24 protein-coding genes are annotated in these 26,398 nt (G+C 56.1%); 7 read left to right on the top strand and 17 right to left on the bottom strand.

Annotated features, from left to right (window positions below):
* Positions 1-3 precede the first annotated feature (3 nt).
* The 7 genes from B1C80_RS26875 to B1C80_RS26845 form a co-directional block, all read right to left on the bottom strand.
* Positions 4-339, bottom strand: a complete 336-nt coding sequence (locus B1C80_RS26875) for a hypothetical protein (protein ID WP_077924293.1) — start codon at positions 337-339, stop codon at positions 4-6.
* A 453-nt stretch (positions 340-792) separates the two neighbouring features.
* Entirely contained in the window at positions 793-1,221 is a 429-nt protein-coding gene (locus B1C80_RS29050) for a type II CAAX prenyl endopeptidase Rce1 family protein (RefSeq protein ID WP_369822752.1), read from the bottom strand.
* Positions 1,222-1,361: 140 nt separating this feature from the next.
* The gene (locus B1C80_RS26865; RefSeq protein WP_077924291.1) at positions 1,362-1,553 is read right to left on the bottom strand and encodes a bacteriocin class II family protein; all 192 of its coding nucleotides are present in this window, start codon (positions 1,551-1,553) and stop codon (positions 1,362-1,364) included.
* A gap of 14 nt (positions 1,554-1,567) precedes the next feature.
* The gene (locus tag B1C80_RS26860) at positions 1,568-1,855 is read right to left on the bottom strand and encodes a hypothetical protein (RefSeq protein ID WP_139361753.1); all 288 of its coding nucleotides are present in this window, start codon (positions 1,853-1,855) and stop codon (positions 1,568-1,570) included.
* A gap of 309 nt (positions 1,856-2,164) precedes the next feature.
* Positions 2,165-2,473: a type II CAAX prenyl endopeptidase Rce1 family protein gene (locus tag B1C80_RS29045; protein ID WP_369822751.1), complete on the bottom strand. Its 309-nt coding sequence runs from the start codon at positions 2,471-2,473 to the stop codon at positions 2,165-2,167.
* A gap of 190 nt (positions 2,474-2,663) precedes the next feature.
* Positions 2,664-2,861 carry a hypothetical protein gene (locus B1C80_RS26850; protein WP_077924288.1) on the bottom strand — a complete coding sequence of 66 codons (198 nt, stop codon included), beginning with the start codon at positions 2,859-2,861 and terminating at the stop codon, positions 2,664-2,666.
* Positions 2,862-2,874: 13 nt separating this feature from the next.
* Positions 2,875-3,084, bottom strand: coding sequence for a hypothetical protein (locus tag B1C80_RS26845; RefSeq protein ID WP_077924287.1), 210 nt, complete (start codon positions 3,082-3,084; stop codon positions 2,875-2,877).
* 424 nt (positions 3,085-3,508) lie between these two features.
* Here B1C80_RS26845 and B1C80_RS26840 point away from each other — a divergent pair, with 424 nt between their 5' ends.
* Positions 3,509-3,784: a helix-turn-helix domain-containing protein gene (locus B1C80_RS26840; protein WP_077924286.1), complete on the top strand. Its 276-nt coding sequence runs from the start codon at positions 3,509-3,511 to the stop codon at positions 3,782-3,784.
* A gap of 86 nt (positions 3,785-3,870) precedes the next feature.
* Complete coding sequence (locus B1C80_RS26835) at positions 3,871-5,478, top strand: S8 family peptidase (RefSeq protein ID WP_201723598.1); 1,608 nt, start codon at positions 3,871-3,873, stop codon at positions 5,476-5,478.
* A 75-nt stretch (positions 5,479-5,553) separates the two neighbouring features.
* Here B1C80_RS26835 and B1C80_RS26830 read toward each other — a convergent pair whose 3' ends face one another.
* Both B1C80_RS26830 and B1C80_RS26825 read right to left on the bottom strand, forming a co-directional pair.
* Positions 5,554-8,283 carry a S8 family serine peptidase gene (locus B1C80_RS26830; RefSeq protein WP_077924284.1) on the bottom strand — a complete coding sequence of 910 codons (2,730 nt, stop codon included), beginning with the start codon at positions 8,281-8,283 and terminating at the stop codon, positions 5,554-5,556.
* Between the two features lie 112 nt (positions 8,284-8,395).
* Positions 8,396-12,454: a S8 family serine peptidase gene (locus B1C80_RS26825; protein ID WP_077924283.1), complete on the bottom strand. Its 4,059-nt coding sequence runs from the start codon at positions 12,452-12,454 to the stop codon at positions 8,396-8,398.
* A 637-nt stretch (positions 12,455-13,091) separates the two neighbouring features.
* Here B1C80_RS26825 and B1C80_RS26815 point away from each other — a divergent pair.
* The 3 genes from B1C80_RS26815 to B1C80_RS26805 all read left to right on the top strand — a co-directional run bounded on the left by B1C80_RS26815 (position 13,092) and on the right by B1C80_RS26805 (position 16,828).
* Positions 13,092-13,631: a hypothetical protein gene (locus B1C80_RS26815; protein ID WP_077924281.1), complete on the top strand. Its 540-nt coding sequence runs from the start codon at positions 13,092-13,094 to the stop codon at positions 13,629-13,631.
* Positions 13,632-14,109: 478 nt separating this feature from the next.
* Entirely contained in the window at positions 14,110-15,546 is a 1,437-nt protein-coding gene (locus tag B1C80_RS26810) for a DUF1800 family protein (protein ID WP_077924280.1), read from the top strand.
* An 88-nt stretch (positions 15,547-15,634) separates the two neighbouring features.
* The gene (locus B1C80_RS26805) at positions 15,635-16,828 is read left to right on the top strand and encodes a DUF1501 domain-containing protein (RefSeq protein ID WP_077924279.1); all 1,194 of its coding nucleotides are present in this window, start codon (positions 15,635-15,637) and stop codon (positions 16,826-16,828) included.
* Between the two features lie 177 nt (positions 16,829-17,005).
* Here B1C80_RS26805 and B1C80_RS26800 read toward each other — a convergent pair whose 3' ends face one another.
* The 4 genes from B1C80_RS26800 to B1C80_RS26785 form a co-directional block, all read right to left on the bottom strand.
* A complete protein-coding gene (locus B1C80_RS26800) occupies positions 17,006-18,871 on the bottom strand; it encodes a glycoside hydrolase family 127 protein (protein WP_077924278.1) in 1,866 nt (621 codons plus the stop codon).
* A gap of 256 nt (positions 18,872-19,127) precedes the next feature.
* Positions 19,128-20,552 carry a M56 family metallopeptidase gene (locus tag B1C80_RS26795; protein ID WP_077924277.1) on the bottom strand — a complete coding sequence of 475 codons (1,425 nt, stop codon included), beginning with the start codon at positions 20,550-20,552 and terminating at the stop codon, positions 19,128-19,130.
* A complete protein-coding gene (locus B1C80_RS26790; RefSeq protein ID WP_077924323.1) occupies positions 20,549-20,920 on the bottom strand; it encodes a BlaI/MecI/CopY family transcriptional regulator in 372 nt (123 codons plus the stop codon). The genes B1C80_RS26795 and B1C80_RS26790 overlap by 4 nt, the downstream gene beginning before the upstream one ends.
* A gap of 186 nt (positions 20,921-21,106) precedes the next feature.
* Positions 21,107-21,562 (bottom strand): hypothetical protein, encoded by a 456-nt coding sequence (locus B1C80_RS26785; protein WP_077924276.1) that lies wholly within the window; start codon positions 21,560-21,562, stop codon positions 21,107-21,109.
* A 109-nt stretch (positions 21,563-21,671) separates the two neighbouring features.
* On the opposite strand from B1C80_RS26785, the gene B1C80_RS26780 reads away from it, so the two are divergent.
* Together B1C80_RS26780 and B1C80_RS26775 are read left to right on the top strand one after the other, a co-directional pair.
* Positions 21,672-21,968, top strand: coding sequence for an SCP2 sterol-binding domain-containing protein (locus tag B1C80_RS26780; RefSeq protein WP_077924275.1), 297 nt, complete (start codon positions 21,672-21,674; stop codon positions 21,966-21,968).
* 118 nt (positions 21,969-22,086) lie between these two features.
* Complete coding sequence (locus B1C80_RS26775) at positions 22,087-23,505, top strand: Gfo/Idh/MocA family protein (protein WP_077924274.1); 1,419 nt, start codon at positions 22,087-22,089, stop codon at positions 23,503-23,505.
* Positions 23,506-23,576: 71 nt separating this feature from the next.
* Here B1C80_RS26775 and B1C80_RS26770 read toward each other — a convergent pair whose 3' ends face one another.
* The 4 genes from B1C80_RS26770 to B1C80_RS26755 form a co-directional block, all read right to left on the bottom strand.
* On the bottom strand, positions 23,577-24,284 hold the full coding sequence (locus B1C80_RS26770; protein ID WP_236648943.1) for an adenine nucleotide alpha hydrolase: 708 nt from the start codon (positions 24,282-24,284) through the stop codon (positions 23,577-23,579).
* Positions 24,281-24,814, bottom strand: coding sequence for a bifunctional adenosylcobinamide kinase/adenosylcobinamide-phosphate guanylyltransferase (cobU, locus tag B1C80_RS26765; RefSeq protein ID WP_077924273.1), 534 nt, complete (start codon positions 24,812-24,814; stop codon positions 24,281-24,283). The genes B1C80_RS26770 and cobU overlap by 4 nt, the downstream gene beginning before the upstream one ends.
* Complete coding sequence (locus tag B1C80_RS26760; RefSeq protein WP_077924272.1) at positions 24,759-25,727, bottom strand: ABC transporter substrate-binding protein; 969 nt, start codon at positions 25,725-25,727, stop codon at positions 24,759-24,761. Before B1C80_RS26760 ends, cobU begins: the two co-directional genes overlap by 56 nt.
* Before the next feature lie 74 nt (positions 25,728-25,801).
* Positions 25,802-26,389, bottom strand: a complete 588-nt coding sequence (locus B1C80_RS26755; protein ID WP_077924271.1) for a DUF6580 family putative transport protein — start codon at positions 26,387-26,389, stop codon at positions 25,802-25,804.
* Positions 26,390-26,398 lie beyond the last annotated feature (9 nt).

Here is a 26,398-nt window from a genome sequence, read left to right as displayed (position 1 = left end):
GTATTACCGATGATTACGAATGATAATTGTATCTCCATTCGCAACAATTGTGCTATTGCCCGGAGGAGCAACAATGGTCGTATTGTGGTGGCCAACCACCTGCTGGTTATTAGTACCGCCCTGGCAAGCTGCTGCTAAAAGGGCTACACCAGCAACAACAAACCATATCAGACCTCCATCAGTGTCTACTAGCTCAGAATGAGTCATTTCTACTAATGAAAAGTTCGCATACTCATCTGAAGATAATTTTGCCACCATGATATTATTTTTTAGCTTCAACGTGCAGGTGACCATGTACATGGCCATGGCTTGTTGTCTGGTTACAATCTGCTCGGGCATGTTGAGTATTACTCCAACCAACGGCTTGGTTATTACCAGAGCCACTTTGACAACTTGCTGCTAATAAAGCTACGCCAGCTACTATAAACCACACAAAACATCCATCTGTCTCGATTGCAGCAGTTGGATCTAACTCCGCAACGTTCCAAGTGTTTAATTGTACCGTAGTCATATTTATAAAAAGTTACAGGTCTCCCACCCTTTCCACGTTTTAAACCGTCTCGAGCCAGTAGAATAAGTAGCTGTCGGTTGTTATAAATAAGGTTTGGAGTCACTGTTGCTGATAGGTTTTCTAAATTCGTTGTGCCTGCCTTATTGACTCGTCAGTAAGCCTGTAAAGTGTACATCTGGTCGGTTCACCTTCTAAGAAAGTTTGACAACTGCTGCGAGCAGACGTCTTTACAGACTAATTCACGCATCAACAATGTTTGAATTTTGATTAGATGTACTTAATCATATCAAGGATAGGGAGGTCATTATGCAGTTGCAAAGTATATGTATAATAATTAAATTAACTGTAGGATTCTCTAGCCTTTTCTCTGAAATTAAATATACATATGCCCAAATTGCACCCGTAATAAAGGTGTCGATTATATAAATGATACTATAATTATGACTAATTCCAAACAGAATGGAGGATAAAATAATAAAGTATTTGCCTGAACTGTCTATTTTTTGCAAGATAACTCTAATCAAAGAAAAGAATAAAATAGTTTCAGCAATAGGTGTAATTATAATTACGATAATAATTAATTTTATAGAATCGCCGGTTTGATACCCGGTTGCGGTATCATTGAAGATTGGTGCAATGATAAGAGAAAATATGAATGATATGCAATTGGTGAGTATAGTAGTTAAAATTATCAAAGTGGCTCTATTCATTTTGAATAGAAGTGAAAAGAGCCACTTTGGTAAGAGTGTAATGTTTTGCATATGGTTGTGTAGATGTTGATAAAAATTGATAATGACCGTTACGAACAGCTATACAAGAAATGCGACATGTTCCTTGCATAGCTATGTTCTTATTTACTGTGAGTAGCCATGTACAGTTCAGGATCTTTTGAATATTTAGCGTATTCTTCTTGAACATTCAGATGTATCCTGCCTACAACAAAGCCAATAGCCTGACCTGCTCTTGACCAAAACGAATCGCCACCACTTACATAGACAAGTTCTGCGGTCGACAACTCTTCAAAGTTTTCAAATTGTTTCATTGTATTCAATAGATTTACCGTTGATGCCCTTGTTTATACCCCTTTTCGAAACCTTTCTCAATTTCGTCCCAGTGAGAAACGACCTCTTCTACTATGTAGCCTATGGTGAATTTACGCCCTAAGGTTTTAACCCATTCAGGCATTCCGCCATTAATATCTGAAGCGGATTGTAAATCAATTTCAGAAAAATCAGAGTTTTGCAGAACTAGGAGGTTCATTTTATAAAAGTTTAAGTCTCCCAATCCTCCAGCTTTTTCAAACCGTCTCGAGCCAGCCGAATAAGTAGCGATTGGTTGTTGCAAAGTTGATACGGATATCTATACGAAGCTATGCGTAAAATGCATAAATTATGCAAATTGTGCATAAATGTGAATTCCACGGTTTTGCAACCGGCACATAACATATAGCAATAACTATTAGCTAGACAAGCAGAAAACGTGAAAACCACAAAATACATATAAGCAAGTTGATAAGTAATTTTAATTGATTGTAATTGCTTTATATAGGTAACGAACATGACTGCCAGCGTCTCAATACCGACGTATAAATAAGCTGGCTACGGACGGTTAGGGTGTGGAGAAAGGTATGAGAGTGATTGAAGTTCATAATTTTCATATGTGGTTAATATTTTGCACTACGATTATTATCAGATTGTAGTTAAAATGTAGGAACACTACAGGCCAATAGCAATTATTAAAATTATTTCGACAATAGTTTGTATACCATGCCCATAGTATCCCTAATATAAACATGAAAATCATATAACTAATACTGTAATAATGGCCCACGCTAAATATTGTAGAGGAAACTAGAATTTGAATATTTGTATTAAATTTAAGCTTGATTAACAATATCATAGGAATATACTGGCATAGTAGAGTCTCTATGAGTGGTGCTAATATTAAGCATATTATGATCATATCACTTAAACTTTCAAAATTTTCATTATCCTCATGTAATAGCTCTGAAACGAATGCGAATGACAAGCTTATCGCCAAACTAGCAGTCAGTACTTTCAGGTGTATTTTGATGAAATCAAGAATTGACGATTTCATTAGCTATTAAAATTATTATCCTGACCCAACTTATCGTTTGGGTCAGGATAATAATTTACATACCTGGTATGCCGCCACCAGCGGCCTGCTTGTTGACGTAGTATTGCCCCCAAGATTGTTTCACTTCTGCCCACCAAACTTTTAAAGCCTTGGCAGCAGCCACTCCACCTGATTCACAGTTGCACTGACCACCATTCATTACAACCGCATCCTCCGGACACAGTTCCGTAACTCCAAAATCTAAAGTTCTCATGGGTTTCAATTTGTTAGTTCAACATTTCCTTTACAAAACCTTCGCACCACGACAATGCACAGTTAACAGCGCAAGTTTTCTTGGCTTCATTCCAGAGAGTTTGCGCACCTTTTTTGAGCTTATCCCAAGGAATTTTGGGACCACTGCACAGGCCACCATTGATCACCAACATTTCAGACTGTGACATCTCACACAAATCCGGAAAGATCAATACATTCTGCATACTCGTTAAAAGTTTAAGTCTCCCAATCTTTCAACTTTTCTAACCGTCTCGAGCCAGCCGAATAAGTAGCGATTGGTTGTTGCAAAGTTGATAGGGGTATCTATACGAAGCTATGCGTAAAATGCATAAATCATGCAGATTGTGCATATCGTCATGCGTTTTACGCATAAACCAAAATAGGTATCGATTCTGGAGAATTTAGTCTTTATAAAATATAGAAATTATATGTATAAAAATGTGTCAATTAAATCTGCGCAAATAGACGTAAACGTAATTTTAGCTATCATTTCTATAGAATTAGTAATTATTTTTTTGGTTGATTTCACGCATAAAAAAGGTGATTTCACGCAATACAGCTTTACTGGTAAGTCTCCTAATCGAAACTTTGGTGTCTAAACTGTCCGTAGCTTAAAATTGCCTATCTATGCCAAACTACATGACCCGAATCCGGCAGCTGCGCGAGTTCTGTGGTCTCTCTCAGGAAGCGGTTGCCGATCAGCTCGGTATCACGCAGTCGGCCTATAGCCGACTGGAAAACGGCACTACCCGGCTGGACCTGCCCCGGCTGGAGCAACTGGCCGCGCTCTATGGACTTACTGCCCAGCAATTGGTGGATCTGAATTCGGTTGCTCTTGTTGATATCATCAGCCAGACGCCAGCCGTTGTTGAGCGGTTGCGGCTTGCTGACATTCGTAAGTAACGCAGCGAAGCGCGCCATTTAACAACTTTTAAGTCTATAAATCACGGGTTTCTTCGTAATTTGTGAAGAATATTTGTTTACAATTCATGAAGAAACTCCTTGTTAGCGCGTCGATTTGTCTGTTCTCAGTGGCAGCATCGGCGCAGGAGAGCCAATGGTATCTCCGCGATAAAACCGATAATTCGGCCGGTATCAGCGTGGAGCGCGCTTACCGCGAACTCCTGAAAAATCGAAAACCTACGCCGGTACTGGTAGCCGTTATCGACGGCGGTATCGACACCACCCACGAAGACCTGCGCCGGGTGCTATGGGTCAATCCTAAAGAAGTTGCCGGTAACGGGAAAGATGACGATAAAAACGGCTACGTCGACGATGTCCACGGCTGGAACTTTATCGGTGGGAAAGATGGCCGAAATGTCAGCTACGAAACGGCCGAGGTAACCCGGCTCTATGCCCAGCTGAAGCCTAAATACGACGGTAAAAGCCGGGCCTCGCTGAAGCCGGCCGAGCAGAAAGAATACGATCTGTACGTGAAAACGAAGGCCGAAGTAGAAAAAAACCAGGCACAGTATAAGGCGCAGTATCAGGGAATCAGCCAGTTCTACGAGCAGTATTCTACCGCCGTTACGACCCTGAAAAAAGCGCTCAACGTTACCAAACTCGACACTACTACGCTCAGTAAAGTATCGGATACGATCACCAACGCTGCGCTGAAACGGCCGGTGGTCGGTATTCTGCGGTTATTGCGGCAGCAGGGTGCGGCCGATGCCGACGCAGTAACGGCCGAGCTGGAAAAAGCCAACGAGCAGCTCAAAGCCCGCGCCGAGTACAACTACAACCCCGACTTCGACAGCCGCGCTATTGTGGGCGACAACCCCAACGACCTGAAGGAGCGGAACTACGGGAACGCCGACATCATGGGCCCGCGCGCTGACCACGGTACCCACGTTGCCGGTATCATCGGTGCCGACCGGACCAACACCCTCGGTATCATGGGCATTGCGGATGCGGTACAGATTATGGGCGTCCGGGCCGTACCCGATGGCGACGAGCGTGATAAAGATGTAGCCAATGCCATTCGGTATGCTGTAGACAACGGCGCGCAGATCATCAACATGAGCTTTGGGAAAGATTATTCGCCCCAGCGCGAGGTGGTTGAAGAAGCTGAGCGGTATGCGCTCTCGAAAGGGGTTCTGCTGGTACACGCGGCCGGTAACGACGGAAAAGACATCGACACGGCGGCCAACTATCCGTCGCCCCGGTTCCTGGATGGCAAAGAGATTCCGAACGTGATTACGGTAGGCGCCAGCGCCGAGCCAAACACGAACGATCTGGTAGCCAGCTTTTCGAACTACGGTAAACAAACGGTCGATGTGTTTGCGCCGGGTAAAGACATTTACTCTACCGTGCCGGGCAGCAAGTACGAGAACAACAGCGGTACCAGCATGGCCTCGCCGGTCGTGGCGGGGGTGGCTGCTGTGCTGAAGTCGTATTTCCCTAAGCTGACCTATGCCGATCTGAAGCGGATCATCATGCAGTCGGCCACGCCGTATAGCACGAAGGTGCGCAAACCCGAAACGAGCGACTCGGTCGATTTCGCCAGCCTGTCGAAAACGGGCGGTATCGTCAACCTGTACGAAGCCGTTAAACTGGCTATGGCTCAGGAAGCCGGTTCAGGTACGAAGGGTAAATAACAGCCCCGTTTTTTTAGGTCGGCCCCGATCTGGCAGCGCAAACGCTCTGTCGGGTCGGGGCCGATGCTGTTCGGGCTACTGTCTGATAAAACGGATGGTCTGGCTACCCCGTTCATCGAGGAGTTGCAGCAGATAAGGGCCGGGAGGCAGGTCGGTCAGGGGAACTGTTCCGGCGTGGCTTCCGCCGGTACGGTTGAGCCGCTGCGCAGGTAACACCTGCCGGCCTCCGGTATCGAACACCCGAACGTCTACCTGCCGGGCTACCGGATCCGTATACTGCACCGACAGGGCGGTATGAGCCGGGTTGGGGAAGTACCGAAGCCGCGGATCAGTGGTGGGAGTGGTGGCCGTCAGCACCATCAGCTGTACGGTTCGGGTCGAAGACCAGCCTATGCAGCTTTTCTGCGTAATCCGCACGGCATAGGTGCCCGACTCCGAAACCGATAATTGGGCCCGGGTTGCATAGGGCAGCGCCGTCGAGTCCCGATACCACTGGTATTGGTAGCCGGTATCGACGGGTGCACGGAGGGTGACGGCGGCTCCGAGCGGTAAAAAAAGCTGGGTTTCGGTGGGGGTGAGCGCTATGGAGTCGACGGTGGTTTGCCGAATCGTAGTGGGTTCGGACCGGATGTCACAGCCCAACATATTGACCTGTAGCTGGTAACGGCCTGGCTGGGATGCAGAGAGCGACAGGCCGGTTGCCGTGGGTATTACCTCGCCATCGCGGAGCCAGGTCAGGCGGGCATTTGCTGTCGACAGCCCGCTCGCCTGTAGCTGAATCGGTTTGCCGTCGGTGCAGAGCCATTGTTCGCCGGTTGGACTGATCTGCACGTCTGCCGTGTGCACACTGACGCTAACGGGAGCTGACGTGGCCACACAACCGGTCTGGTCGGTAATACGCAGCGCATAGCTGCCGGGCTGGGTCGTTGTATACCGGGCTGTTTCGGCGCTGGCTATGCTGACCCCGTTTAGCAACCACTGGTACTGGTACAAATCCGACTCGATCGAACTCTGTAACGATAAGGTGTTGCCGGGGCAGAGGATAGTATCTCGTCTGGGGCTAATCTGTACGGTAAGGCCGCAACTGGCCCGGCGAAGGCCGCTTACAATGATGGAGAAAGGCTGGTTACCGTAAGTCAGTTTTGCTTTGTGGGCTATCTGTAAGGTATACGCCTGGCCCGGAATGGGGTTTGCAATATAAATCTGTTCAATGTTGTCGCGGCTGTTATCGCCCCGGGTGGCGGGGGCTGCCGGGTTGGCGGGGTCCAGTACGAACGGAAAGAGGGTCGATTGGCTATCGGTCAGGCGCAGGTCCAGGTCGTTGACGAGTTTGGGAGTTGGGTTGTTGACCGATACCGGCGCTACCGGGCTGGCCGTCCCCTCGGGGTCGGTCCAGCAGAGGGTAACGATGAGCGGTTCGTTGCCCTCTGCCACCAGTCGGCGGCTAAACAGCTGACCCGGCGCCAGTGACTGCTCCAGTACCAGATGGGCCAGGTCGTTGTTGAGCAGCACCCGGGCGGCTGCCTCGGTATTGAGCAGCCCCCAACCCATACGGTAGTTGGGGCCCGTTGCCGGGTTAGGCCGGGTGGCGGTATGCAGGGCGAGGCCGCGCAGGGTAGCCGACCGCATAAACTGACCCGGTGCCGATGGGCTGGTGGCCCGCTGCTGGGCGTAGAGTTCCTGAAGCAGAAAGAGCGAACCTGTTACATTGGCCGAGGCCATACTGGTACCGCTGTAGGTGCCGTAACTGGCGTTGCTACTACTCATCGACGAGTAAATACGGGTGCCCAGACCCATCAGGTCGGGTTTGATACGGCCGTCGTCGGTCGGTCCCCAGCCGCTGAAGTCGGTTGTGGTTACCTGCTGAACCCCCTGGGTTATGTCGGCAGCGCCTACCGTCAGAACATTCTTGGCCGTGGCTTCGGCTGGAATTACGTCATAGGCGTCGTTGCGTTGGCGGGGCAGGGTACTTTGGTTGTTGGAATCGCGCAGGAAATACGGGGTTCCGGCGGGTGGGCCGGTATCGACCCGTTTGTTATCGGCCGACCGGACCATGAGCAGAAACGGATTGTTGTAGGCGAGCCGGTCGAGGTCGCGGGCTTTGGCGGTGTAGAAACCGAAGAGGTAGTCATCGGTAGCGCTGATGGCGGTGTTGCCCCACCATTCCCACTTCAGATTGGGGTCGGTGCCGGGGCGCGACGGGTTATAGACCCAACCCGTTACGGGGCCGTAGGCATGATTGGACAATAATAGTTTCGGAGCCGCCGAGGTTAACTCAGACAGATCATTGGTATAGTCCCAGACGGTAAGTTGAGCACCGTAGGCCATACCCCTGGCCCGGCTATCTGTTCCATTGCCGATGAGGGTTCCGGCGAGGTGGGTGGCGTGGTCGCTGAGTGGGGCCGAGTTATTATTTTGCTGAATACGAACCGGGCCCAGTTCCTGATGCGTAGCCAGCACGCGACCGCCATCCCACAAGCCGAGCCGCCCGGCCATGCGGGCTGAGTTGCCCACTAGCGTGACCGGCAGAGAGCTGCCACCGTATAAGGCCGTGGTATGGGTAGCGTCGGCGGCTTCGGCATTATGGAGCCGGTAATAGACGGGCTGCCCCGTATCATCGACGTCCTGAAGGCGAAAGGTCTGCTGACCGGAATACCGTTTGATGAGGGGCCAGCCATGCTGTTTCGCCAGCCGGGCGGTCCGCTGCTGCCGGGCCGTATACTGCCGGAGTAAGTCGGTTTGCCAGGCAGGTGACTGCGTTGCCGTACGCGGCTGGGCGCTGACGAACGGTTGCAGAACCGGCAAACAACTGAGCAAAAAGAGACTCCTGATCCGGCTCCCGACCGGATGATGGACTAATCGATTGATACAGGCAGCTGCCTGCCGCCAGAATAAAGTACGCAGATGAGGTAATGGTTTATTGCTTACTAATACGTTTCACCCGAACGCGCTCGTCGGGCCCGTTATCGACTACTACAAAAAACGTACCGCCGGGTAAATCGCCCATCTCCAGAACGGACCTGAAATTTTTCCCGTCCCGTTGCAGCGGGGCCGACCGAACGGTGAGACCCCGGCCGTCGGTGAGCCGAAGACGGGGGGCGGTTAGTCCCTCGGCCGATACCGATACGGTTAGCTGACGGGTGACCGGGTTCGGATAAGCCTGTATCGACAGGTCGTCGAGGGTGGGTTCTTCGGCCAGGATGGTCAGCACGACTTCGGCGGAGATACCTTCGCCACAGCCGTTGACCCCGCCCCGGATCGAGTAGCGCCCCGCCCGAACGGCGGTATAGGTCGGGGCCGTAGCGCCCGCAATCGGAATGCCATCCAGCAGCCACTGAATGTTGCTGACGGCATTGGTAGTCAGGGTCAGCCCGCTGGTTGCTATCGTCGGAATTTCGGCCGGGCGTACCGTTACCGGCACCGCAGCCGAAAGGACCGGGAGGCAGGTTCCGGTAACCCGAACGGCATAACTTCCCGTTGCTGACGCGGCTAGGGTACTGCTGGTGGCTCCGCCCAGGGCTTGCCCGTCACGAAGCCACTGGTAAGCCAGTCCGCTGCCCGTATTGGCCTGGAGGGTAACGCTGCTTCCTTCGCAGAGGCTGGTAGAGCCACTGGCTGTAATCGCGGCCGCGGTGGTGGTGCCAGCCGTTGGCGTAACCGCCACCCGGGCCGGGGCGGGGCAGTCGAGCGATCGTACCTTCAGGTCGTAGAAATAGTACCAGGCCGCTGTCAGGGTATCGGTAGTCGTGCCGTTGTTGAACAGCGAGCCCCTGATGGTCACGACGGGCTGGCCGGTCTGGGTTCGGAGCTGGAACGGAAACCCCGATACACTTAGATTACTCCGGAAGATAGAAGCCCCATCGGCATAGTCGATCGTGATCTTATACTGACCCGCTTCGGGAAGGCGCAGGTTGAGCGGATAAACGGCACCCCGGTCGGCGGCATCGTCGGGGTAGGTGCCGCCGGTGAGGGTAGTCACGCTCTGGCCACGGGTCGGCACTACATCCAGCGTCACACTCGACACGGGGGTATCGTCGTAACGCCGAACGGTGAAGGTCAGCTGTCCTGCCGATCCTATGTAGAGCCGGGCACTTTCGATCAGGAGCGGTACGGCCGTAGTCACGAGCGGAGCAGGCTGGAAACCGGTGCCGTAGGTCCCCCCGCCGAACGAGCGCTTTTCGACCGGGCCAATACTGCCCGAGAACTCGTTCAGGCTGGCGTAGAACTGGCCGCTTGCTGGCAGGGCCTTCACGTCGGCCCGGTTACCGGCCGCCAGCAGGTTGCCACCCGTGGGGGCATCGTACCAGAAAGCAGTGCCACCGCCGGTGTTGCGGAGGGCAATGGCCGTATCGCTGCCGCAGCGTACTACCGCAAACAGGCCGGTAGGGGGTTGGGTAGCGGCTACGCGGGTTTCGGAGAGGATGTTGTTGGCGGGGTTCAGGTCGGTATCAAGCCCCGTCGATACCGTAAACCGATACGGCTGGCCCGGCGTCAGTACGGTCGTAGCCGGCAGGGTAAGGGTGAGCTGGGCCTGCCGAAATGCCGACAAAAGCGGTAGCGTACTGGTCAGGGTAGCAACGGGTGTGTTCGTCGTGGTATCGGTAATCGTGACGCTGACGGGTATGTCGCGCTGGGTTGCCGAGCCGAAGTTCCGGATGCGCACCGTTACCAGGGTTTCGCGGTTGGTTTGGCCGCAGAAGCCGCTCTGGGGCGATAGCAGCGCCACGGTGCCGATGTCGTTGACGGTCTGTATCACCCGCAGGCCGTAATCCTGCGTTTCGCCGTTGCCGTACGTGCCACAGGCGCTGATGGTGGCTGCATCGGCGGTTTCGACGGCCACGATACGGAGCCGGATGAACTGGCCGTTCTGCGCCGTAGCCGGAATGCCGACCGTGGTCGAGAAAACGCCCGTGTTGGTCAGTGTGCCGGACTGGGCAATGGTTTCGCCGGGGTCGGTAAAGGTGCCGTTCTGGTTCCAGTCGGCAAAGGCTTTGAGGATTACGGTGCGCGCTTCTCCGCAGGTACCCAGCGATACGGTGAGCGGCAGTTGCTGACCGGCCTGTACCGACGTAGTGGTCTGCGAAAAATCGGAGTAGGTCGTACAGTCGTTGCCGCCTGCCTGATCGATCGTGCCGAGCTGTACCCGGCTGATCTTGCTGTTGGCCGACGAACTGGGCCCCGATGCGCAGTAGGCCTGGCCGCCAATGCCGCTCACGAGCAGGGCGTAATCCTGCCGGGTGCCGGACAGGCTGCGTTTGTGCGACACGGTGATGGTGTAGGACTTGCCCGGCTCCGGACTGGCCAGCAGCACCTGTTCAACGTTGTCGCGGCTGTTGTCGCCCCGGGTTGCGGAGGCTGCCGGATTGGCGGGGTCCAGTATCCAGGGTAGCGTACTGGTCGGCCCGTCGCTGATCCGGATGTCGAGGTCGTTGACGAGTTTGGGGGTGCGGTCGTTGAGCGTAACCGGCGAGGTTGTGGTACCGGCGGGGTCGTTCCAGGCAATGGTTGCCACGAGCGGACCCCGGCCCGAAGCGACTACGGCCAGGGTGTACGACTGGCTCTGGGTCAGGGTCTGTTCGCTGACGAGGTAATTCCGGTCGGTGTTGAGGATGGCCCGGCCGGCGCGTTCGGCGTTGAGCAGGCCCCAGCCGTGGCGGTAGTCGGGGCCGGGGGCCGGGCCGGCTTCGTCGGCGGTATGGATAGCCAGCCCCTTCAGCGTCGACGCCCGCATGAACTGCCCGTTGTTGCGCTGGGCGTACAGTTCCTGAAGCAGGAGCAGCGTTCCCGATACGTTGGGGGTCGACATGGACGTGCCGCTGAGGGTGGTGTAGGCACTGTCGCTGGCCGAGCTGGTCGATAAGACGCTGACTCCCACGCCCACCAGATCGGGCTTGATGCGGCCGTCGTCGGTGGGGCCCCAGCTGCTGAAGTCGGCAATCTGTACGTCGCCGGGCTGATTGTAGCCCGCACTCAGGTTACTGACGGCCCCGACGGTCAGTATATTTTTGGCGTTACCCTGGGTCGGAATGTTGTCGTAGCCGTTCTGGCTGGCGCGGGCCACGGTACTGATCGTGTTGCTGTTGCCCAGGTAGTAGGGCTGTCCGGCGCCCGGCCCGTTGCTGCCGTGGTTGTTACCGGCTGATTTGACAATCAGATAATAGGGCGCATTGGCCATGATCTGATCCCAGGTGCGGACCGAGCTTTCGTAGAACCCAAACTTATAATCGTCGGTCTGGCTAACGGCCGTATCGCCCCACCATTCCCATTTGGTGGTGGTTGTGCGGCTATCGTTGAACCGCCAGCCCGTTATGGTGCCGTACGAATGGTTGGAAACCAGCAGGTTCGCGGCTGCGCCGGTCATCTCGGCCGCATCGTTGCTCTGGTTGTACGATTGGAGATTGGCGCCATAGGCCATACCCCGGGTGAGGGGGTTCCGACCCTGCGCGATCATGATGCCAGCTACGTGGGTGGAGTGAAGTATTTCATCGGGCGAGGTAGTCTGTCCCACATCGATCTGGTTGATGCGCCCCCCCATTTCCAGGTGCGTGGCCCTGGGTAGCCCGCGTACTTCCCACATCCCCAGCCGGTTCTGGACCGATTCGCTGCTGCCCGACAGGTTGAGCCCGAGTGAGCCGCCGGTATACAGGGATGAGGTGCGGGTCGAGTTACCGGCCCGGGTAGCGCTGGTGGTACCGACGTAGCGCAGATTACCGGTGTCATCGAGACCGTCGAGAACAATAACCTCGCCCCGTCGGGAGGTCTGGACAAGTGGTCGACCCAGCCGGTTGGCCAGTTGAACGGCCCGGTTGTAATTGTCGGTGCGTGCTGACTGAACCAGTTGCTTCAGCGACTGAAGCTGCGCCTGCTGCCGGGCGTTATACTGAGGCAAGGGCTGGGCTACCCCGCTGTTCACAAAACCTATACCCACAAAGCCGGTAAAAAACCACCAGGCCAGAGACCGTAAACGTTGATGCATAGTAACCAGAACAAGCAGAGACAGATAACCAGCGAAGGTATAAAAACGATACGTGATTTCGGGTTGTATCGTTGCGGATCAGGATAAGTTTATCTACCCAACTTCAACTAATGTATAAACAGGATTGTACAAGCCGCATTGCCTGTGTGGGTGGGCTGAAAAGAGGGTAATCTGGCAGCATTTGTCTGGGGGATCAATGCACAGGAGGAACCTATGAACCGTACTTCTGCCGCATAGGGTCATTCTCCGGACTCGTCGTGTTTGTCGCTAAACCAACCGCATTACGGAGCTACTTGATCAACAGTCAGCTGGTTCGTGGTAACTGGATCAGATCCTGCCAGCTACTAACGCGGTTCTGCAACGTCTAACTCCAGCTACTGGACGAAACTCAGCACGAGCAAACCACCTGCCCTTAAACGAACCGTGCGATGACTACTTTCCTGTTACTGCTTTTAACGCTATCAAACGACGAATATGCGTTGATCCGGGATACCCCACCTCGCGTGGATTCGACCTTCCTGGTGCAACTAGACAAAGCGCATACGGCTGTGATCAGGCGCTTCATCAAAGCCAATCAACGGCATGGTCTTCAAAAAGACACGACGGTGATATCGATGGCTAACCACTCCAAACCACTATGAAGATAAGCCTGGCCATGTCTGTTTTTAGGTGGGGCCTGGCGGTGGCCCTGCTGGGGCTGCTGTTGGCCAACCGGGCCACCGCCCAGCGCGCTGACTCGCTGCAACTGCAGCAGGCGGCTATCCAGGATACGTTTCTGCTGCGCATCATTCCTGACTACATCAATCGGCGCATGAACGAGCCCAGGGATAAGCGATTCCATCAGAAAGGGGTGATTTTTGTAATTGTGCCCCGGGTCAGGCGCGATACTATGGTGTGTTACCGGCTTTATACGACATATGAAAATTATGGTTTTCTAAAATCAGCTTCGCTGGCTCACCCGCTGTTTTACACGCAGATCATGGGTCGGTATGTGGTGGTGTGCGACGAGTGGACGGGCTCGCTGGTGGGTCTGTCTCAGCGCAGTTTGCAGCGGGCCATCAATCGGTTCACCCGGGCCGGTTGGCTTTACTCGGTTAGGAGTGATCTTGAGAGTATCACTGAACTTCACAGCCTTGTCTATTGCTGGCGGCCCAAGCCCTGGGAGGGAGAGCGGTAATGCGTTGGTTGACAAACCGGCCACGGAATAGGAAGATAGAAACTCGTTCTCTGCTCTGTTGCTTTGTAAACAGCCTACGTTTACAGACCTGTTTACCGGTTCGTACTGACCCCCAAATCCGCAAAGAAGACTTGATCGGACCTGATCTGGATCCGAAAAGCCCCCTTCAAGGGATGTTTAGTGAAGAGTTGTTAAAAAGATAAAACCGTGAAGAGACCCGATTTTACACCCCCCAGCCCCCTAAAGGGGGAGAAAAAACGGCGGGGTTAACTCCCCCTTTAGGGGGCTGGGGGGTGTAAAAGGCAGCCCATCTAGCCGACTAACGTCCGCAAGTATGTTCCCCAAACGAGCTCTCAGGGGATGTAGGGGTGATTATCGGATGGCGCCCCTACATCCCTGACAAAAAGAAAATTCTGAACAGCGTCTAAACCTTGCTCAGGCCGGTTTGTCCTATCAGCATAGCTACTCGCTGAACCGTATGGATAAACTTACCAAACAGCAGCAACGGAAACATCTGCTGGATCGGGCCGCGTTTGGGGCTACCCCCGCCGAACTGGCCGAAGCCAGCCGACAGTCACTCCCGGCGGTAGTGCGTCGGCTGATGGGACGGCCCGATACCCTGTCCGAACTGAAGGTAGTCGACCCCGAGACGGCCGTAACGAAGCGGGGCCTGCGGGGCATGGTGCGCGATGGGCAACTCGACCGCGATGCGCTGAAGGAACGTATTCGGATGAATGCCGAAAAAGTGCGCGACCTCAACCTGCAATGGCTGGATCGGATGGCCTCCGGCGAAAACGCCCTCCGCGAGAAAATGGCGCTGTTCTGGCATGGCCATTTTGCCTGCCGGACCATGGGCCAGAACCCCCTGTTCATGCAGCTGTATGCCAACACCCTGCGCCAGCACGCGCTCGGTACGTTCAGTGATCTGCTGATGGCGGTATCGAAAGAACCGGCCATGCTCCAGTTTCTGAACAACCAGCAGAACCGCAAAAACGCACCCAACGAAAACTTTGCCCGTGAGGTCATGGAGCTGTTTACCCTGGGCCGGGGCCATTATACCGAGCAGGATATTAAAGAAGCGGCCCGCGCCTTTACGGGCTGGCAGTTTACCCTCGACGGGCAGTTCGTGTTTCGCGAACGGGTACACGACGAGGGTGAAAAAACGCTGTTTGGCCAGACGGGGGCGTTCCGGGGCGAGGACGTGATCAGGATGCTGCTCGACAAACCGCAGACGGCCCGCCACATCACCGCCAAAATTTACCGTTTCTTCGTCAACGAAACCGAAGACAAAAAACGGGTCGACGAACTGGCCGCCCGGTTCCGGAAAAACGGCTACGACATGGCCGATCTGATGACGCATATCTTTACCGCCGACTGGTTCTACGAGCCCCAGAACGTAGGGACGCACATCAAATCGCCGGTTGAGCTGCTGGCCGGGATGCGCCACACGCTAAACATCACCTTCGATCAGCCGCAGCCGCAACTCTTCGTTCAGCGCACGCTGGGGCAGGTGTTGTTTTATCCGCCCAACGTAGCGGGCTGGCCCGGCGGAAAAAACTGGATCGATTCGTCGAGCCTGTTGTTCCGGATGCAGCTGCCCAACTACGTGCTGAAAGCCGCCGACGTACCCGTTCGTCCGAAAGAAGACGGCGACGTGAATACCGAAGCCCTCGCCCGCAAAGGAGGCCAAACCTTTCGCACTACGGTCGACTGGGCGGGTTTCGAGGAGTCGTTTGCCAAAACCCCCGACGCTGACCTGCCCGACGCGCTGGCGGCCGTACTGCTGCCCCTGCCGCTCCGCGCCGAACAACGCAGCCTGATCGGGAAGCCGAACCAGCCCGGCCAGACCCGCTCCGAACGCATCCGTGCCCTCACCACCGCCCTCATGAGCCTGCCCGAATATCAACTAACGTAAAATATTGAGTGATTGAGTGAATTGGTGATTGAGTGACTGATTAATTTACTCAATCGCCATTCACTCAATCGCTCAATAACACACTAACATGAACCGACGCGATTTTATCAGACAATCGGCTTTTACGACGGCGGGAACGATGCTGATCCCGCAATTTCTGAAGGCGTACGAAGCCCAGGCGATGGGCCAGACCATGGCGCCGTCGGGTAAAATTCTGGTGGTGGTACAACTGTCGGGCGGAAACGACGGGCTCAATACGGTGGTCCCTTTCCGCAACGATATCTACTACCGCGAACGCCCGACCATCGCGATCAGGCCCGAGAACGTGCTGAAGCTGAACGATGACATAGGCCTGCACCCGGCCATGACCCCGCTGAAAGCGCTCTATGACGAGGGACTTGTTACGGTGATCAACAACGTTGGCTACCCCAACCCCGACCGGTCGCACTTCCGGTCGATGGACATCTGGCAAACCGGCAGCGACTCGGACCAGTACTTGCAAACGGGCTGGCTCGGTCGTTATCTGGATAAAACCGACAAGGCCCGACCCTATAACGCGCTGGAGGTCGACGATACGCTGAGCCTGGCTCTGAAAGGCGACCGGCTGAACGGACTGGCGGTGCTGGATCCCAAAAAGCTCTACAACCAAACCCGTAGCGGCCTGGTCCGGAACCTGAGCCAGCAGCACGACCACGACCACGAAACGGTAGGCTACCTCTACAAAACCCTGGCCGAAACGGTATCGTCGGCGGAGTACGTGTTCGACAAGGCAACGGTACGGTCAACGATGGCAACCTACCCAGCCCATGAGCTGGGGAACCGACTCAAGACGGTGTCGCAGCTGATTCAGTCGGGCGTGGCTACGAGTGTCTACTACGTCTCGATCAGCGGGTTCGATACGCACATCAACCAGCCGGGGCAGCAGGAGCGACTGCTGAAGCAATATGCCGAAGCCGTTGGCGCGTTCATGGCCGACCTGAAAGCGGCCGGTCGGCAAAACGATGTGATGCTGATGACGTTTTCGGAATTTGGCCGGCGCGTGAAGCAGAACGCCAGCAACGGCACCGACCACGGTACGGCCAGCAACGTGTTTCTGATTGGCGGTGGCTTACCGTCGCAGCGGGTGCTGAACGAGGCTCCCAACCTCAGCGACCTTACCGAAGGCGACCTGAAGTACACGGTCGATTTTCGGCAGATCTACGCTACGCTCCTCCGCCACTACCTCGGTGCCGACGATGTAGCCATCCTGGGTCGCCGGTTCGATGCGTTGAAGCTGGTGTAGGTTTATAGTGTGGGCTTGATGTGCGGTTGGCGGGACCACCGTGGTCCGGATGGTTTTGCTGACGCGTATGAGACGCAATGTAGAGACGCAATCCCTTGCGTCTCTACATTGCGGTCCTCATCGTGTTCCATGTCCTCACCGGGACGCGTAGTCGCGAGCGACGGGTAGCCTGTGAGTTTACCGCCAGTCGAACCAGACTTTCATGGGGCCGGGCTCCCGGTTGGCCCAGGCATAGTAGGGGATGAGGGTAAACGATCCGGTTGGGTTGGTGGCCCGAATGGTCGTGATGCCCCCCAGCAGGCTGGGCTGGCGCTGGGCTACGAACTTTGTATCGGCCGAAATGATCGCGTCGGTCAGGCTGGTATCGGCGGGGTTGTCGGCGGCTTCGGCGCAGTAGACCAGTGGCCCGCGCCGGATGGCCCGCTTACCGACGTTAGCCTGCACGCGCGGGTCGTCTTCGATCACCTCAACGGGCATATCGAGGGTCAGCGATACAACATCCCCTTTTTTCCAGGTCCGGTTCAGCGACAGATACCCCTGGCTGGTTCGGGTCGATGTGGCGCGGCCGTTTACGCGAACGGTATGCGAGCGGCACCAGTCGGGCAGGCGCAGGTTGAGCACAAAGGTACCCATCGTTGCCGGGTCGATCCGAACCGTAATAGCGCCGTCCCAGGGGTAGTTCGTTTCCTGCCGGACCCGCACCGTGCGCTGGCCCACGCTGGCCGTTGTTTCGCTGCCGACGTAGAGGTTGACATAGAGTGAGTCGCGGCCGGCGGCATAGACATACCCGCCCAGCGAAGGCAGCAGGCGCGATACGTTGCTGGGGCAGCAGGCCGTACCATACCAGGGTTTGCGATGGTGTTGCCCGGCCGACGCCAGTGGGTTTACGTAGAAAAAGCGGTCGCCGGTTAGCTGCACCCCCGCCAGGGCCGCGTTGTACAGCGACCGCTCGAGCACGTCGATGTAGCGGGCGTTGCCGGAGTAAAGATTCATCCGCTGGTTCCAGAACACCATACCGACCGACGCGCAGGTTTCGCAGTAGGCCGACTCGTTGGGCAGGTCGTAGTCGTGGGTGAACCCTTCGTTATGAACCGACGAGCCGATGCCTCCTGTCACGTACATATTTCGGCCGACCACATCGTCCCAGACGCGGCTGGTTGCGGCCATATAACCGGCATCGCGGGTTTCGGCGGCTACGTCGGCCATGCCGGTATAGAGATACATGGCCCGCACGGCATGGCCTCTGATGTCGCTGATCTGCCGCACTGGCACGTCGTCCTGGCAGTAGGCGGCTCCCCAGGTTTTGTTGTTCCAGATAGCGCCTTTGCCATGGCCGTGGCCGCGCTGTTCGAGGTACCAGTCGGCTAGTTTGAGGTACCGGTCCTGCTGGGTAGCCTGGTAGAGCCGGACCAGCGCCAGTTCGATTTCCTGGTGGCCCGATACCCAGGGGCGGTTGGCCTGGCGGAAGGTCTTGTCGAGGTAATCGGCCAGCCGGGTGGCTACGGTCAGTAGTTTTCGCTTGCCGGTGGCGTCAGCGTAGGCCACGGCCGCTTCGATCAGGTGACCGGCGCAGTAGTCCTCGTGCTTTTCCATATCGGTCCAGCGCTGGCTGAGGTCGCCGAGGGTGTAGTAGGTATTGAGGTACCCATCGGGCCACTGAGCCGCGGCAATCTTGTCGATCCAGGCATCGGCTTTCTGCTCAAGCGCGGGGTCGCGGTTGGTTTTGAGGGTGTAGGCCATGCCCTCGATCACCTTGTATACGTCTGAATCGTCGAAATAAATGCCTTCGTGTTTTCCCGCGTTGCCGGTCCGGATTTTCTCGGCGGCCCGCTCAAAATTCTGCATGCGGGCGGTTTTGACTTCGGTTTGTTCGATACAAACCGGCAGGGTAGCTGTCTGCACCCGCTCCATGCGGGGTCGCCAGAAATTATCCGAAATCGTTACCTGCGAAAAATTCACCGGACGAATGGCCCGCTGCGCCTGGGCGTAATACCCCGGGCAAAGAACCAACAGGAGGAAGATGTAGCTGCGACGGGTAAGCATATCGATAGACGACAATCTATCGATCAAAAGCGGCTGAACCGGTAAGAACTACTTGATGGTGATGATGCGCTGATGGGCGCCATTGCCGTAATCCGGGACGCGTAGTCCGGATGTGTTGCTGACGCACGAGTGGTCCACCACCGTGGTCCGTGTCCTCACGGACCACGGTGGTGGGCGCTATCACAGTGTTCTGTGCTGTCTCTACCGTAGTCCGTGTCCGGATGTGTTGTTGACGCGGACCACGGGTGGGGAGGAGCTACTTTTTAGTTGTTATGGCGATGGTGCCTTGCTCTTTGTTGACGTCCATGCGGACGATGGTCGCTGGGGGAATTGCTTCCAGCTCTGCTTTCGTGACCTCTTTGCCGTCGACGATAAAGTACCTGATGCCAGCGTACGGCTCCGTTTTACCGGCCGATGGCGTTGGCGTGTCGTTCAGCTGAAAGTTGATGGGGAGGTTGAATTTCAGGTTGACGGGCTGACCGTTTTGCCGGGCGGGTTCCCAGCGGGGCATCTCGGCCACAACGCGCATCGCTTCTTCATCGGCGCCGTAGCCAATGCCTTTCAGCACGTTTACGTCGGTAATGTCGCCGGTTTTGGTAACGACGAAGCTGACAAATACCCGGCCCGTAGCCTTTGCTTTCCGGGCAGCGGCCGGATAAGTCAGATGCTCACCCAGGTAGACGCTGAGTTTTTCCATGCCGCCCGGAAAAACCGGGGGCTGCTCAACAACGGTAAACACCTCACCCTCGATCGGGCGGGCGTTGGCTCGCTCAACGGCGGGGCTGTGATCCGGTTGCGTGCATAAGCTCAGCAGGGCCGCCAGGGGCAGAACGAGAACATAACCGAACAGAGCCCGGCGGCTGGAGTGTGATTTCTGTAACATAAGGATACGTTGTTTTAGGGTTGACGCAGACGCAAAAGGAGTAGTTAAAGCCGTAGGAGTAACATCGAGCGCGTAGGCTACCAGCGCGCGGGCGTAGTCGGCCTGAAGGGTAGCCGGCGCTTCGGCGGTTCGTTCTGACGCGGCCCGGTCGGCCAGAAATTCGTGGACTACCTGCAGGGCGCGTTTGTAGAACCACAAAATCGGATTGAACCAGAAAGCGGCTCGAACAATCTCCAGAAACAGCACATCGACTGTATGACGCTGGGCGATGTGCGCTTCTTCGTGGCGCATCAGTGCGCTGGGTTCGGTCAGGGCGTCGGCATGATTCAACACCAGATACCGACCGAACGAGAACGACGGATGAGGGCCAGCCAACCCGGTATGTTCGGGCAACCGGACAAGTGTGTAGCCGTTTCGGGCTTGCGCCACGCCCGAACGGATGAGCTGAAACACGGCCCGCAGATGCATAAGCAGCCGAGTGAGCATAGCCAGTACACCAAGCCCGTATACCAGCCAGAACCACTGATCGGCTGTCAGCCCATACAGGGTGTCGGGTGTGTCGGGCCTCACCGAGAAGGCAGGCAGAGTAACCGACTCCATGACCGCCGGGCTGTCGGCACCCATGAGCCACGAATCGGGCAGGCTGATCAGCGGCAATGTCAGTGATAGCGCGACAGACGCCAGCAGATAGGCGCGATTGAGTCCGAAGAAGGTATTCCGGCGTAACAGGAGCCAGTAACATCCGTAAAACAGAATCAGAAACAGGCTGGCTGTGAGGAAGTAGGGGAGCGCGTTCATAACTCTTTCTTTTGGTTGAGGAGCCGGATAATCTCATCCGCTTCGGACAGGCTGACATTTTTCTCGCTGACAAAAAACGACACCAGCTTCTTCAGCGACCCGTCGAAGTAGTTGGTCATCAGCTGCTCGGTCTGGAACCGCCGGTACTGCTCCTCGCTGATCAGCGGAAAATACTCGTGCGTTTTCCCGTAGGCGGTATAGCCTACCAGTTCTTTCTTCTCCAGAATCCGGATAATGGTCGATACGGTGTTATAGGCCGGTTTAGGGTCGGGTAGTTCGGCGAGAACGTCCTTCACGAACCCTTTGCCGATCTGCCACAGCACCCGCATAATTTCTTCCTCGGCCCTGGTCAGTTCGCGTATTGGCATGATGGTACGGTGCAATTTCTATCCTAACCCAAAGCTATGACTAATAGTTTAGTTTTACAACTAATTTATTAGTTATTTATGATACGTAGAGACGCGACCCCTCGCGTCTCCTGTGCGCCAGCCATTTGGTGTCTCCTGTTCAAGTGTTGGGTGGCTGACGCGAATGAGATGCGAGGGATCGCGTCTCTACGGGTGTAGATCTTTGATGTTTAGCCAGTACAGGCCGGCGAAGAGGAGGCTGAAGAAAACGCCGAACGAGGTGTTGAGGGCGCCGAAACCGGCCAGCGCTACAGGGGCTACGATGCCAACCAGCACCCCCGCCAGGTAAACCCAGAAGCCAATCCGGCGCAGGTTGAACATCAACACCGCCCCCAGCAGGGTCAGCAGCGAATAGGCAAACTGCGCTACCGACAGGGCCCGAATCTGGTCAGGGTCGCCGGGCATGGGCGCATCGCCCGACGAGCGGTCTTCGAAGTATTGTTTGGGTTCGTTCTTTTTCTCCTCGGGGGTCAGCGTACGCTCGATCAGGGGTGTTTCGGAGACGGCATCGGTCTGCGCAAACGACACCACCGCATCAACGAGGCCCCAGGCGCAACTCAGAAAGGTCAGTACACAAAGCAAAGTCAGAAATTGAGAACGCATAGGGAGCGAGCGGCTTTACCCACTCGGTTTAAATAAGCCAGGCGGACCGCCTGCGCAACCGGAAAACCTTATTTTCGCGGCACAGTTTACAAAGAAACGAGAAAACAACATGACCTTACAGGAACTGACCGAACAGATTCGGACCAAAGCCACCCACGCCGACAGCCTCAACGCGACGGCCAAGCTCGTCACCGATCAGGGTGTCGTGTATATCGATGCTACCCAGTCGCCCGCGGTGGTGTCGAACGAAGACAAACCCGCCGACTGCGACCTGCACGTGAGCGTAAACGATCTCGTCCGGATGGGTACCGGCGATCTCAACCCGATGATGGCCTTCATGTCGGGTAAACTCAAGGTAAAAGGCGACATGGGCATTGCCATGAAAATGGGCCAGGTGATGGCGTAGTACCCAGTGACTTATTGGGCGATTGAGCGAGTTGTTAATTGAATGATTTGTAGAATCCGTTGGATTCCTGCCGAAACATTCGCTAATTCGCTCAATCACTCAATGACCATTTCGTACAATGACCAACCCAACCCGTCGCAAATTTCTGCAAAGCAGTGCGTTAACGGCCGCGGCCTTTTATATCGTACCGAGACATGTACTAGGTAAAGGATTTGTAGCGCCGTCGGACAAACTCAACATCGCGGCCATCGGCTGCGGTGGTAAAGCCGATTTCAATATTCATCAGGCTTACAACGGCGGTACCGATAACATCGTGGCCCTCTGCGACGTCGACGACCGGCAATCCAAAAAATACCGCGACCAGTTTCCTAAAGCGCCTTACTTCCAGGACTACCGGCAGCTGCTCGATAAAGCAGGTAAGACCGTCGATGCGGTAATCGTCACCACGCCGGACCATATGCACGCGCCCATTGCCATGGCCGCCATGCAGCTCGGTAAGCACGTGTACGTCGAAAAACCCCTTACCCACGATATTTACGAAGCCCGGATGCTGACCGAAGCGGCCCGGAAGTACAAGGTCGTGACGCAGATGGGTAATCAGGGCAGCTCGGGCGATGACACCCGCGTGATCGAAACGGCCATTCAGAAAGGCATGATCGGCCCGGTGCATACGGTCTACTGCTGGACCAACCGCCCCGTATGGCCGCAGGGCGTTCAGTCGCCGAAAGATAAAGGCGAGAAACAGCCCGTTCCGGCCGAGGTAAACTGGCCACTCTGGCTCGGTACGGCCCCCACCCGCGATTACCACGAAGCCTACATGCCGTTCCGGTGGCGCGGGTACTGGGATTTTGGCACGGGCGCGCTGGGCGATATGGGCTGCCACTTCATGGACGTCCCTTTCCGGGCGCTGAAGCTTAAGTATCCAACCTCAGTAGAGTGTAGTGTCGGCTCGGTCTACGCCGACTTTTTCAAGGAAGCGTACTTCGACGATGTATGTCCGCCGTCGTCGGCCATTCACCTGACCTTCCCGTCTGATCATAAAAAGGTAAAAGAAATCCGGCTTTCCTGGTTCGACGGGGGGATCAGGCCCCAGCTTCCCGAGGGCGTTGCCTACGAAGACGTTTTCCAGAGCATCGATGGCGGTATGCTGTTCATCGGTACCAAAGGTATGCTGACGGGCGGGCTGTTCGGCGAAAAACCGAAGCTGCTGCCCACGGCCAAGTTCGCCAATACCGCCCTGCCCACGCCCGAAAAACCCCTGGTCGAAGGTAAAACCGAAGGTCACCAGCAGCAGTGGGTGAAAGCCTGTAAGCAGGGCTATGGCGCCTATACGTCCTCATCGTTCGACGAGGCTGGTCCGCTCACCGAAACCGTACTGATGGGCAATCTGGCCACCCGCTCGTACCTGGCCCGCGAAGACGGCAAGTTCACCGGTCGGAAGAAACTCCTCTGGGACGGCAACGCCATGAAAATCACCAACTACGACTACGCCAACCAGTTTGTCAGACGCCAGTATAACGGCGGCTACACCCTCTAACGGCCAGCCCCGGGCTGGAAGCCGGTAGTCAGCGTCCAGCCCGGGGCTGCTGAGCGTACGCTCATGGGTAATCAGTGGCCTACCAGGTGCAGGTCCGTAAAGTAATAGGTCGACCGCTGTCCGGCGCCGGTGTCGGTCTGGTAGGTGTAGTGCTTCTCTACCGTCTCGCCGGTCTGGAAGCGAATGGGCTCGCTGAAGTACGGGGCCTGGTACACAAACGTATGGAACTCGCCGTTTTCGCCACAGGGGTCGACCGCTGGCGGCAGGTCGCTGACAAAACGCCGGTCGAGCACCCGGCCGCAGAACGACGCATCGAGATACTGGCTGTTGACGCTGACAACGACTGTCCTGAAACCAGCCGCCCAGAACGTTTCGAGCAGCTGGAGCGACGACTGCTGCCAAAGCGGAAAAACGGCCGTCAGTGCCCAGCGGGCCAGCTGCAGCTCCCGCCATTGGCGTAAATCGTCCAGAAAAATATCCCCGAAAACGGCGTGCGTAATCCCCGTTTCGACCAGCGGTGCCAGGGCGAGCCCCATCTGCTCCTGGTAGCTGGCCATACTGCTGTCTTCGGGCAGGAACAGTTTGGTCTGCGGCAGTCCGATTCGCCGGGCCTGCGCATCGAGCAGCGCTTCCGGTACGCCATGCATGGAAATACGACGGTTGGCCGCGTTGAGCGTGGTCAGCAGCGTTTCGACCTGATACTGGCCGCTCTGCTGTACCTGCCACAGCGCCAGCGCCGAATCCTTACCACCACTCCAGTTCATCAGTGCCCGATTCATAGTAGCGGTTGTTTAAGGGCCAGGGGCAAACCGCTGACCATGAGTGTAACGGCGTCGGCCCGGCTGGCTACGTACTGGTTGGCCCAGCCCTGCAGGTCGGTGAACGCCCGGCCCACGGCGGTTTCGGCATGAACGCCCATACCAAGTTCGTTGGTGACAATGATAAACTGTCCGGGTAAGGTCAGCAGCGCGTCGATCTCCTGCCGGAACAGGGCCAGCGATTCATCCACATCCTGCCGGGTATCCACGAAAAACGTAGTCAGCCAGAGCGTTACGCAGTCGATCAGGACAACCCGGCTGGCCAGGGGTAACCGGCTAACGTGTCGGGGTTCTTCGAGTACGGTCCATTCCGGGCCGCGGTCGTGCCGGTGGCGATCGACGCGCCCGGCAAACTCGTCGTCCCAGACCTGGGCAGTCGCTACATAAACCGGATTGGGACTCCAGGCCCGGGCGAGTTGCTGGGCATACCGGCTCTTACCGCTGCGGGCTCCACCCGTAATCAGCTGTAGAAAAGTGGGTTGAGGTGGCATAAACCGGATGAATTTTGGCCTGCAACGCCGTTGGCACGCTGAACAGGTTGGGATGAAAACAGGACGCCAGCAGTTCGATGCCGTCGACGAGCGTAGCCGCCGAGGGCTGGGTGAACAGGTCGAAGTCGGCAACGTAAACGGCCTGGTCGACGACCGCCTGTAGCTCATTCCAGCCGGGCAGGTGCTCGAGCAACGGAAACTCCTGGAGCGTTCGTTCGATGGCGAACCCGCAGGGCGCTACGACGAGGACTTCGGGGTCGTACCGGCGCACCTTTTCCCAGCTCGTTACGATGCTGTCGCCCGAGGGGTTGCCCATCATGTCGACGCCACCCGCATAGGCGATCTGGTGCGGAATCCAGTGGCCACAGTTATAAATCGGCGCCATCCACTCCATAACCATGACCCGTTTGGGCAGGGCCCGGCTGGCCCGCAGCCGATCGACTACCGCGTCGATGCGACTACGCAGCTGCTGAAGGTAGGTATAGGCAGCTTCTTCACGGCCCAGAGCCGAGGCAATGGTGATGGCCGAATCGAAGACGTCGCTCAGGCTCTGGGGCGTCAGCGCCACGACGGTCGGCTGTTTCGGGAGCCGGTCCAGTACCGCCTGCGTGCACTTGGTGTCGATCTGACAAACTTCGCAGACGTCCTGGGTGAAGATTACGTCGGGGGCGATGGCGTGCAGCGTTTCTTCGTCCACGTAATAGAGGCTGCGCCCTTCGGCTTTCGAGGCCGAGAAAATGCGGTCTATCTCCTGACTGCTGTAGTCGTGACCTTCCAGCACGCATCGCACCAGAACAGGATGGTCGGCCCGGGCTGGTTCGGGGCATTCAAACGTAACCCCATGCAGCAGATCCTGCAGACCCATGTCGTAGATCATCTGGGTAGCGGCCGGCAAAAATGAACAGGCTTTCATCGTGAGTAGGAAAACCGCCGATTCCTGTAGCAGGAATCGACGAATGAAAAGAGAACCATAAAGAGCGGTACTGGTCAGGCCAGGGCCAGCCGGGGGTAGCGCGTCTGCAGCCACTCGAACCCGCCAAACAGGATCGTACTATAGACGAGTGTACCGGCCAGGAAATTGCGCATGAACGGAAAACCCTGTAGCAGACACTGCTGCCAGCCGGCCAGATCGCGGCTCAGCGGGAGCTGGGTGCGCAGGTCGATTCCGCCCGTGAGCCATACGCTGGTGTCGGCCAGGACCCAGTGCGAAACCGAAGCCACCAGGGCGGCCAGCAACACGTTCCGAATCGACACGGTCCGCAGCAGCACCTGCCCGTACCAGACCAGGAGGGCAAAGATGCCGTAGATCCAGTACCAGCCGTCATACATGATGCCGTACCGGCCTCCGAGCAGCACCCCGTTGATAACCAGATCGCTGATCCATAACGTCAGCAGTGGCAGACCAAATGCTTTCCAGCGGTTGCTGAAGTACGAGCCGCCAAACAGGGCCATGGCGCCCAGCGGAGTAAAATGCGCCATCGGCGACCAGTCGGTCGAGTTGGCGATGCGCAGGGAGGCCGCCAGACCAATGAAGAGCAGCAGCACCAGCGAGCGGGGATTGAGGGATTGTTTCATACGTACGAA

The organism is Spirosoma sp. 209 (assembly GCF_002006735.1).
GTDB classification, from domain to species: domain Bacteria; phylum Bacteroidota; class Bacteroidia; order Cytophagales; family Spirosomataceae; genus Spirosoma; species Spirosoma sordidisoli.
Note: the sequence above shows the minus strand (reverse complement) of the source record. Positions and strands in the feature narration are given on the sequence as shown.

What these genes read in the sequence shown, in the direction of transcription:
- B1C80_RS26875 (WP_077924293.1), bottom strand. Translation starts at nt 339, where the DNA reads ATGCCCGAGCAGATTGTAACCAGACAACAAGCCATGGCCATGTACATG.
- B1C80_RS29050 (WP_369822752.1), bottom strand. Translation starts at nt 1,221, where the DNA reads ATGAATAGAGCCACTTTGATAATTTTAACTACTATACTCACCAATTGC.
- B1C80_RS26865 (WP_077924291.1), bottom strand. Translation starts at nt 1,553, where the DNA reads ATGAAACAATTTGAAAACTTTGAAGAGTTGTCGACCGCAGAACTTGTC.
- B1C80_RS29045 (WP_369822751.1), bottom strand. Translation starts at nt 2,473, where the DNA reads ATGATCATAATATGCTTAATATTAGCACCACTCATAGAGACTCTACTA.
- B1C80_RS26850 (WP_077924288.1), bottom strand. Translation starts at nt 2,861, where the DNA reads ATGAGAACTTTAGATTTTGGAGTTACGGAACTGTGTCCGGAGGATGCG.
- B1C80_RS26845 (WP_077924287.1), bottom strand. Translation starts at nt 3,084, where the DNA reads ATGCAGAATGTATTGATCTTTCCGGATTTGTGTGAGATGTCACAGTCT.
- B1C80_RS26840 (WP_077924286.1), top strand. Translation starts at nt 3,509, where the DNA reads ATGCCAAACTACATGACCCGAATCCGGCAGCTGCGCGAGTTCTGTGGT.
- B1C80_RS26835 (WP_201723598.1), top strand. Translation starts at nt 3,871, where the DNA reads ATGAAGAAACTCCTTGTTAGCGCGTCGATTTGTCTGTTCTCAGTGGCA.
- B1C80_RS26825 (WP_077924283.1), bottom strand. Translation starts at nt 12,454, where the DNA reads ATGCATCAACGTTTACGGTCTCTGGCCTGGTGGTTTTTTACCGGCTTT.
- B1C80_RS26815 (WP_077924281.1), top strand. Translation starts at nt 13,092, where the DNA reads ATGAAGATAAGCCTGGCCATGTCTGTTTTTAGGTGGGGCCTGGCGGTG.
- B1C80_RS26810 (WP_077924280.1), top strand. Translation starts at nt 14,110, where the DNA reads ATGGATAAACTTACCAAACAGCAGCAACGGAAACATCTGCTGGATCGG.
- B1C80_RS26805 (WP_077924279.1), top strand. Translation starts at nt 15,635, where the DNA reads ATGAACCGACGCGATTTTATCAGACAATCGGCTTTTACGACGGCGGGA.
- B1C80_RS26800 (WP_077924278.1), bottom strand. Translation starts at nt 18,871, where the DNA reads ATGCTTACCCGTCGCAGCTACATCTTCCTCCTGTTGGTTCTTTGCCCG.
- B1C80_RS26795 (WP_077924277.1), bottom strand. Translation starts at nt 20,552, where the DNA reads ATGAACGCGCTCCCCTACTTCCTCACAGCCAGCCTGTTTCTGATTCTG.
- B1C80_RS26790 (WP_077924323.1), bottom strand. Translation starts at nt 20,920, where the DNA reads ATGCCAATACGCGAACTGACCAGGGCCGAGGAAGAAATTATGCGGGTG.
- B1C80_RS26785 (WP_077924276.1), bottom strand. Translation starts at nt 21,562, where the DNA reads ATGCGTTCTCAATTTCTGACTTTGCTTTGTGTACTGACCTTTCTGAGT.
- B1C80_RS26780 (WP_077924275.1), top strand. Translation starts at nt 21,672, where the DNA reads ATGACCTTACAGGAACTGACCGAACAGATTCGGACCAAAGCCACCCAC.
- B1C80_RS26775 (WP_077924274.1), top strand. Translation starts at nt 22,087, where the DNA reads ATGACCAACCCAACCCGTCGCAAATTTCTGCAAAGCAGTGCGTTAACG.
- B1C80_RS26770 (WP_236648943.1), bottom strand. Translation starts at nt 24,284, where the DNA reads ATGAATCGGGCACTGATGAACTGGAGTGGTGGTAAGGATTCGGCGCTG.
- cobU (WP_077924273.1), bottom strand. Translation starts at nt 24,814, where the DNA reads ATGCCACCTCAACCCACTTTTCTACAGCTGATTACGGGTGGAGCCCGC.
- B1C80_RS26760 (WP_077924272.1), bottom strand. Translation starts at nt 25,727, where the DNA reads ATGAAAGCCTGTTCATTTTTGCCGGCCGCTACCCAGATGATCTACGAC.
- B1C80_RS26755 (WP_077924271.1), bottom strand. Translation starts at nt 26,389, where the DNA reads ATGAAACAATCCCTCAATCCCCGCTCGCTGGTGCTGCTGCTCTTCATT.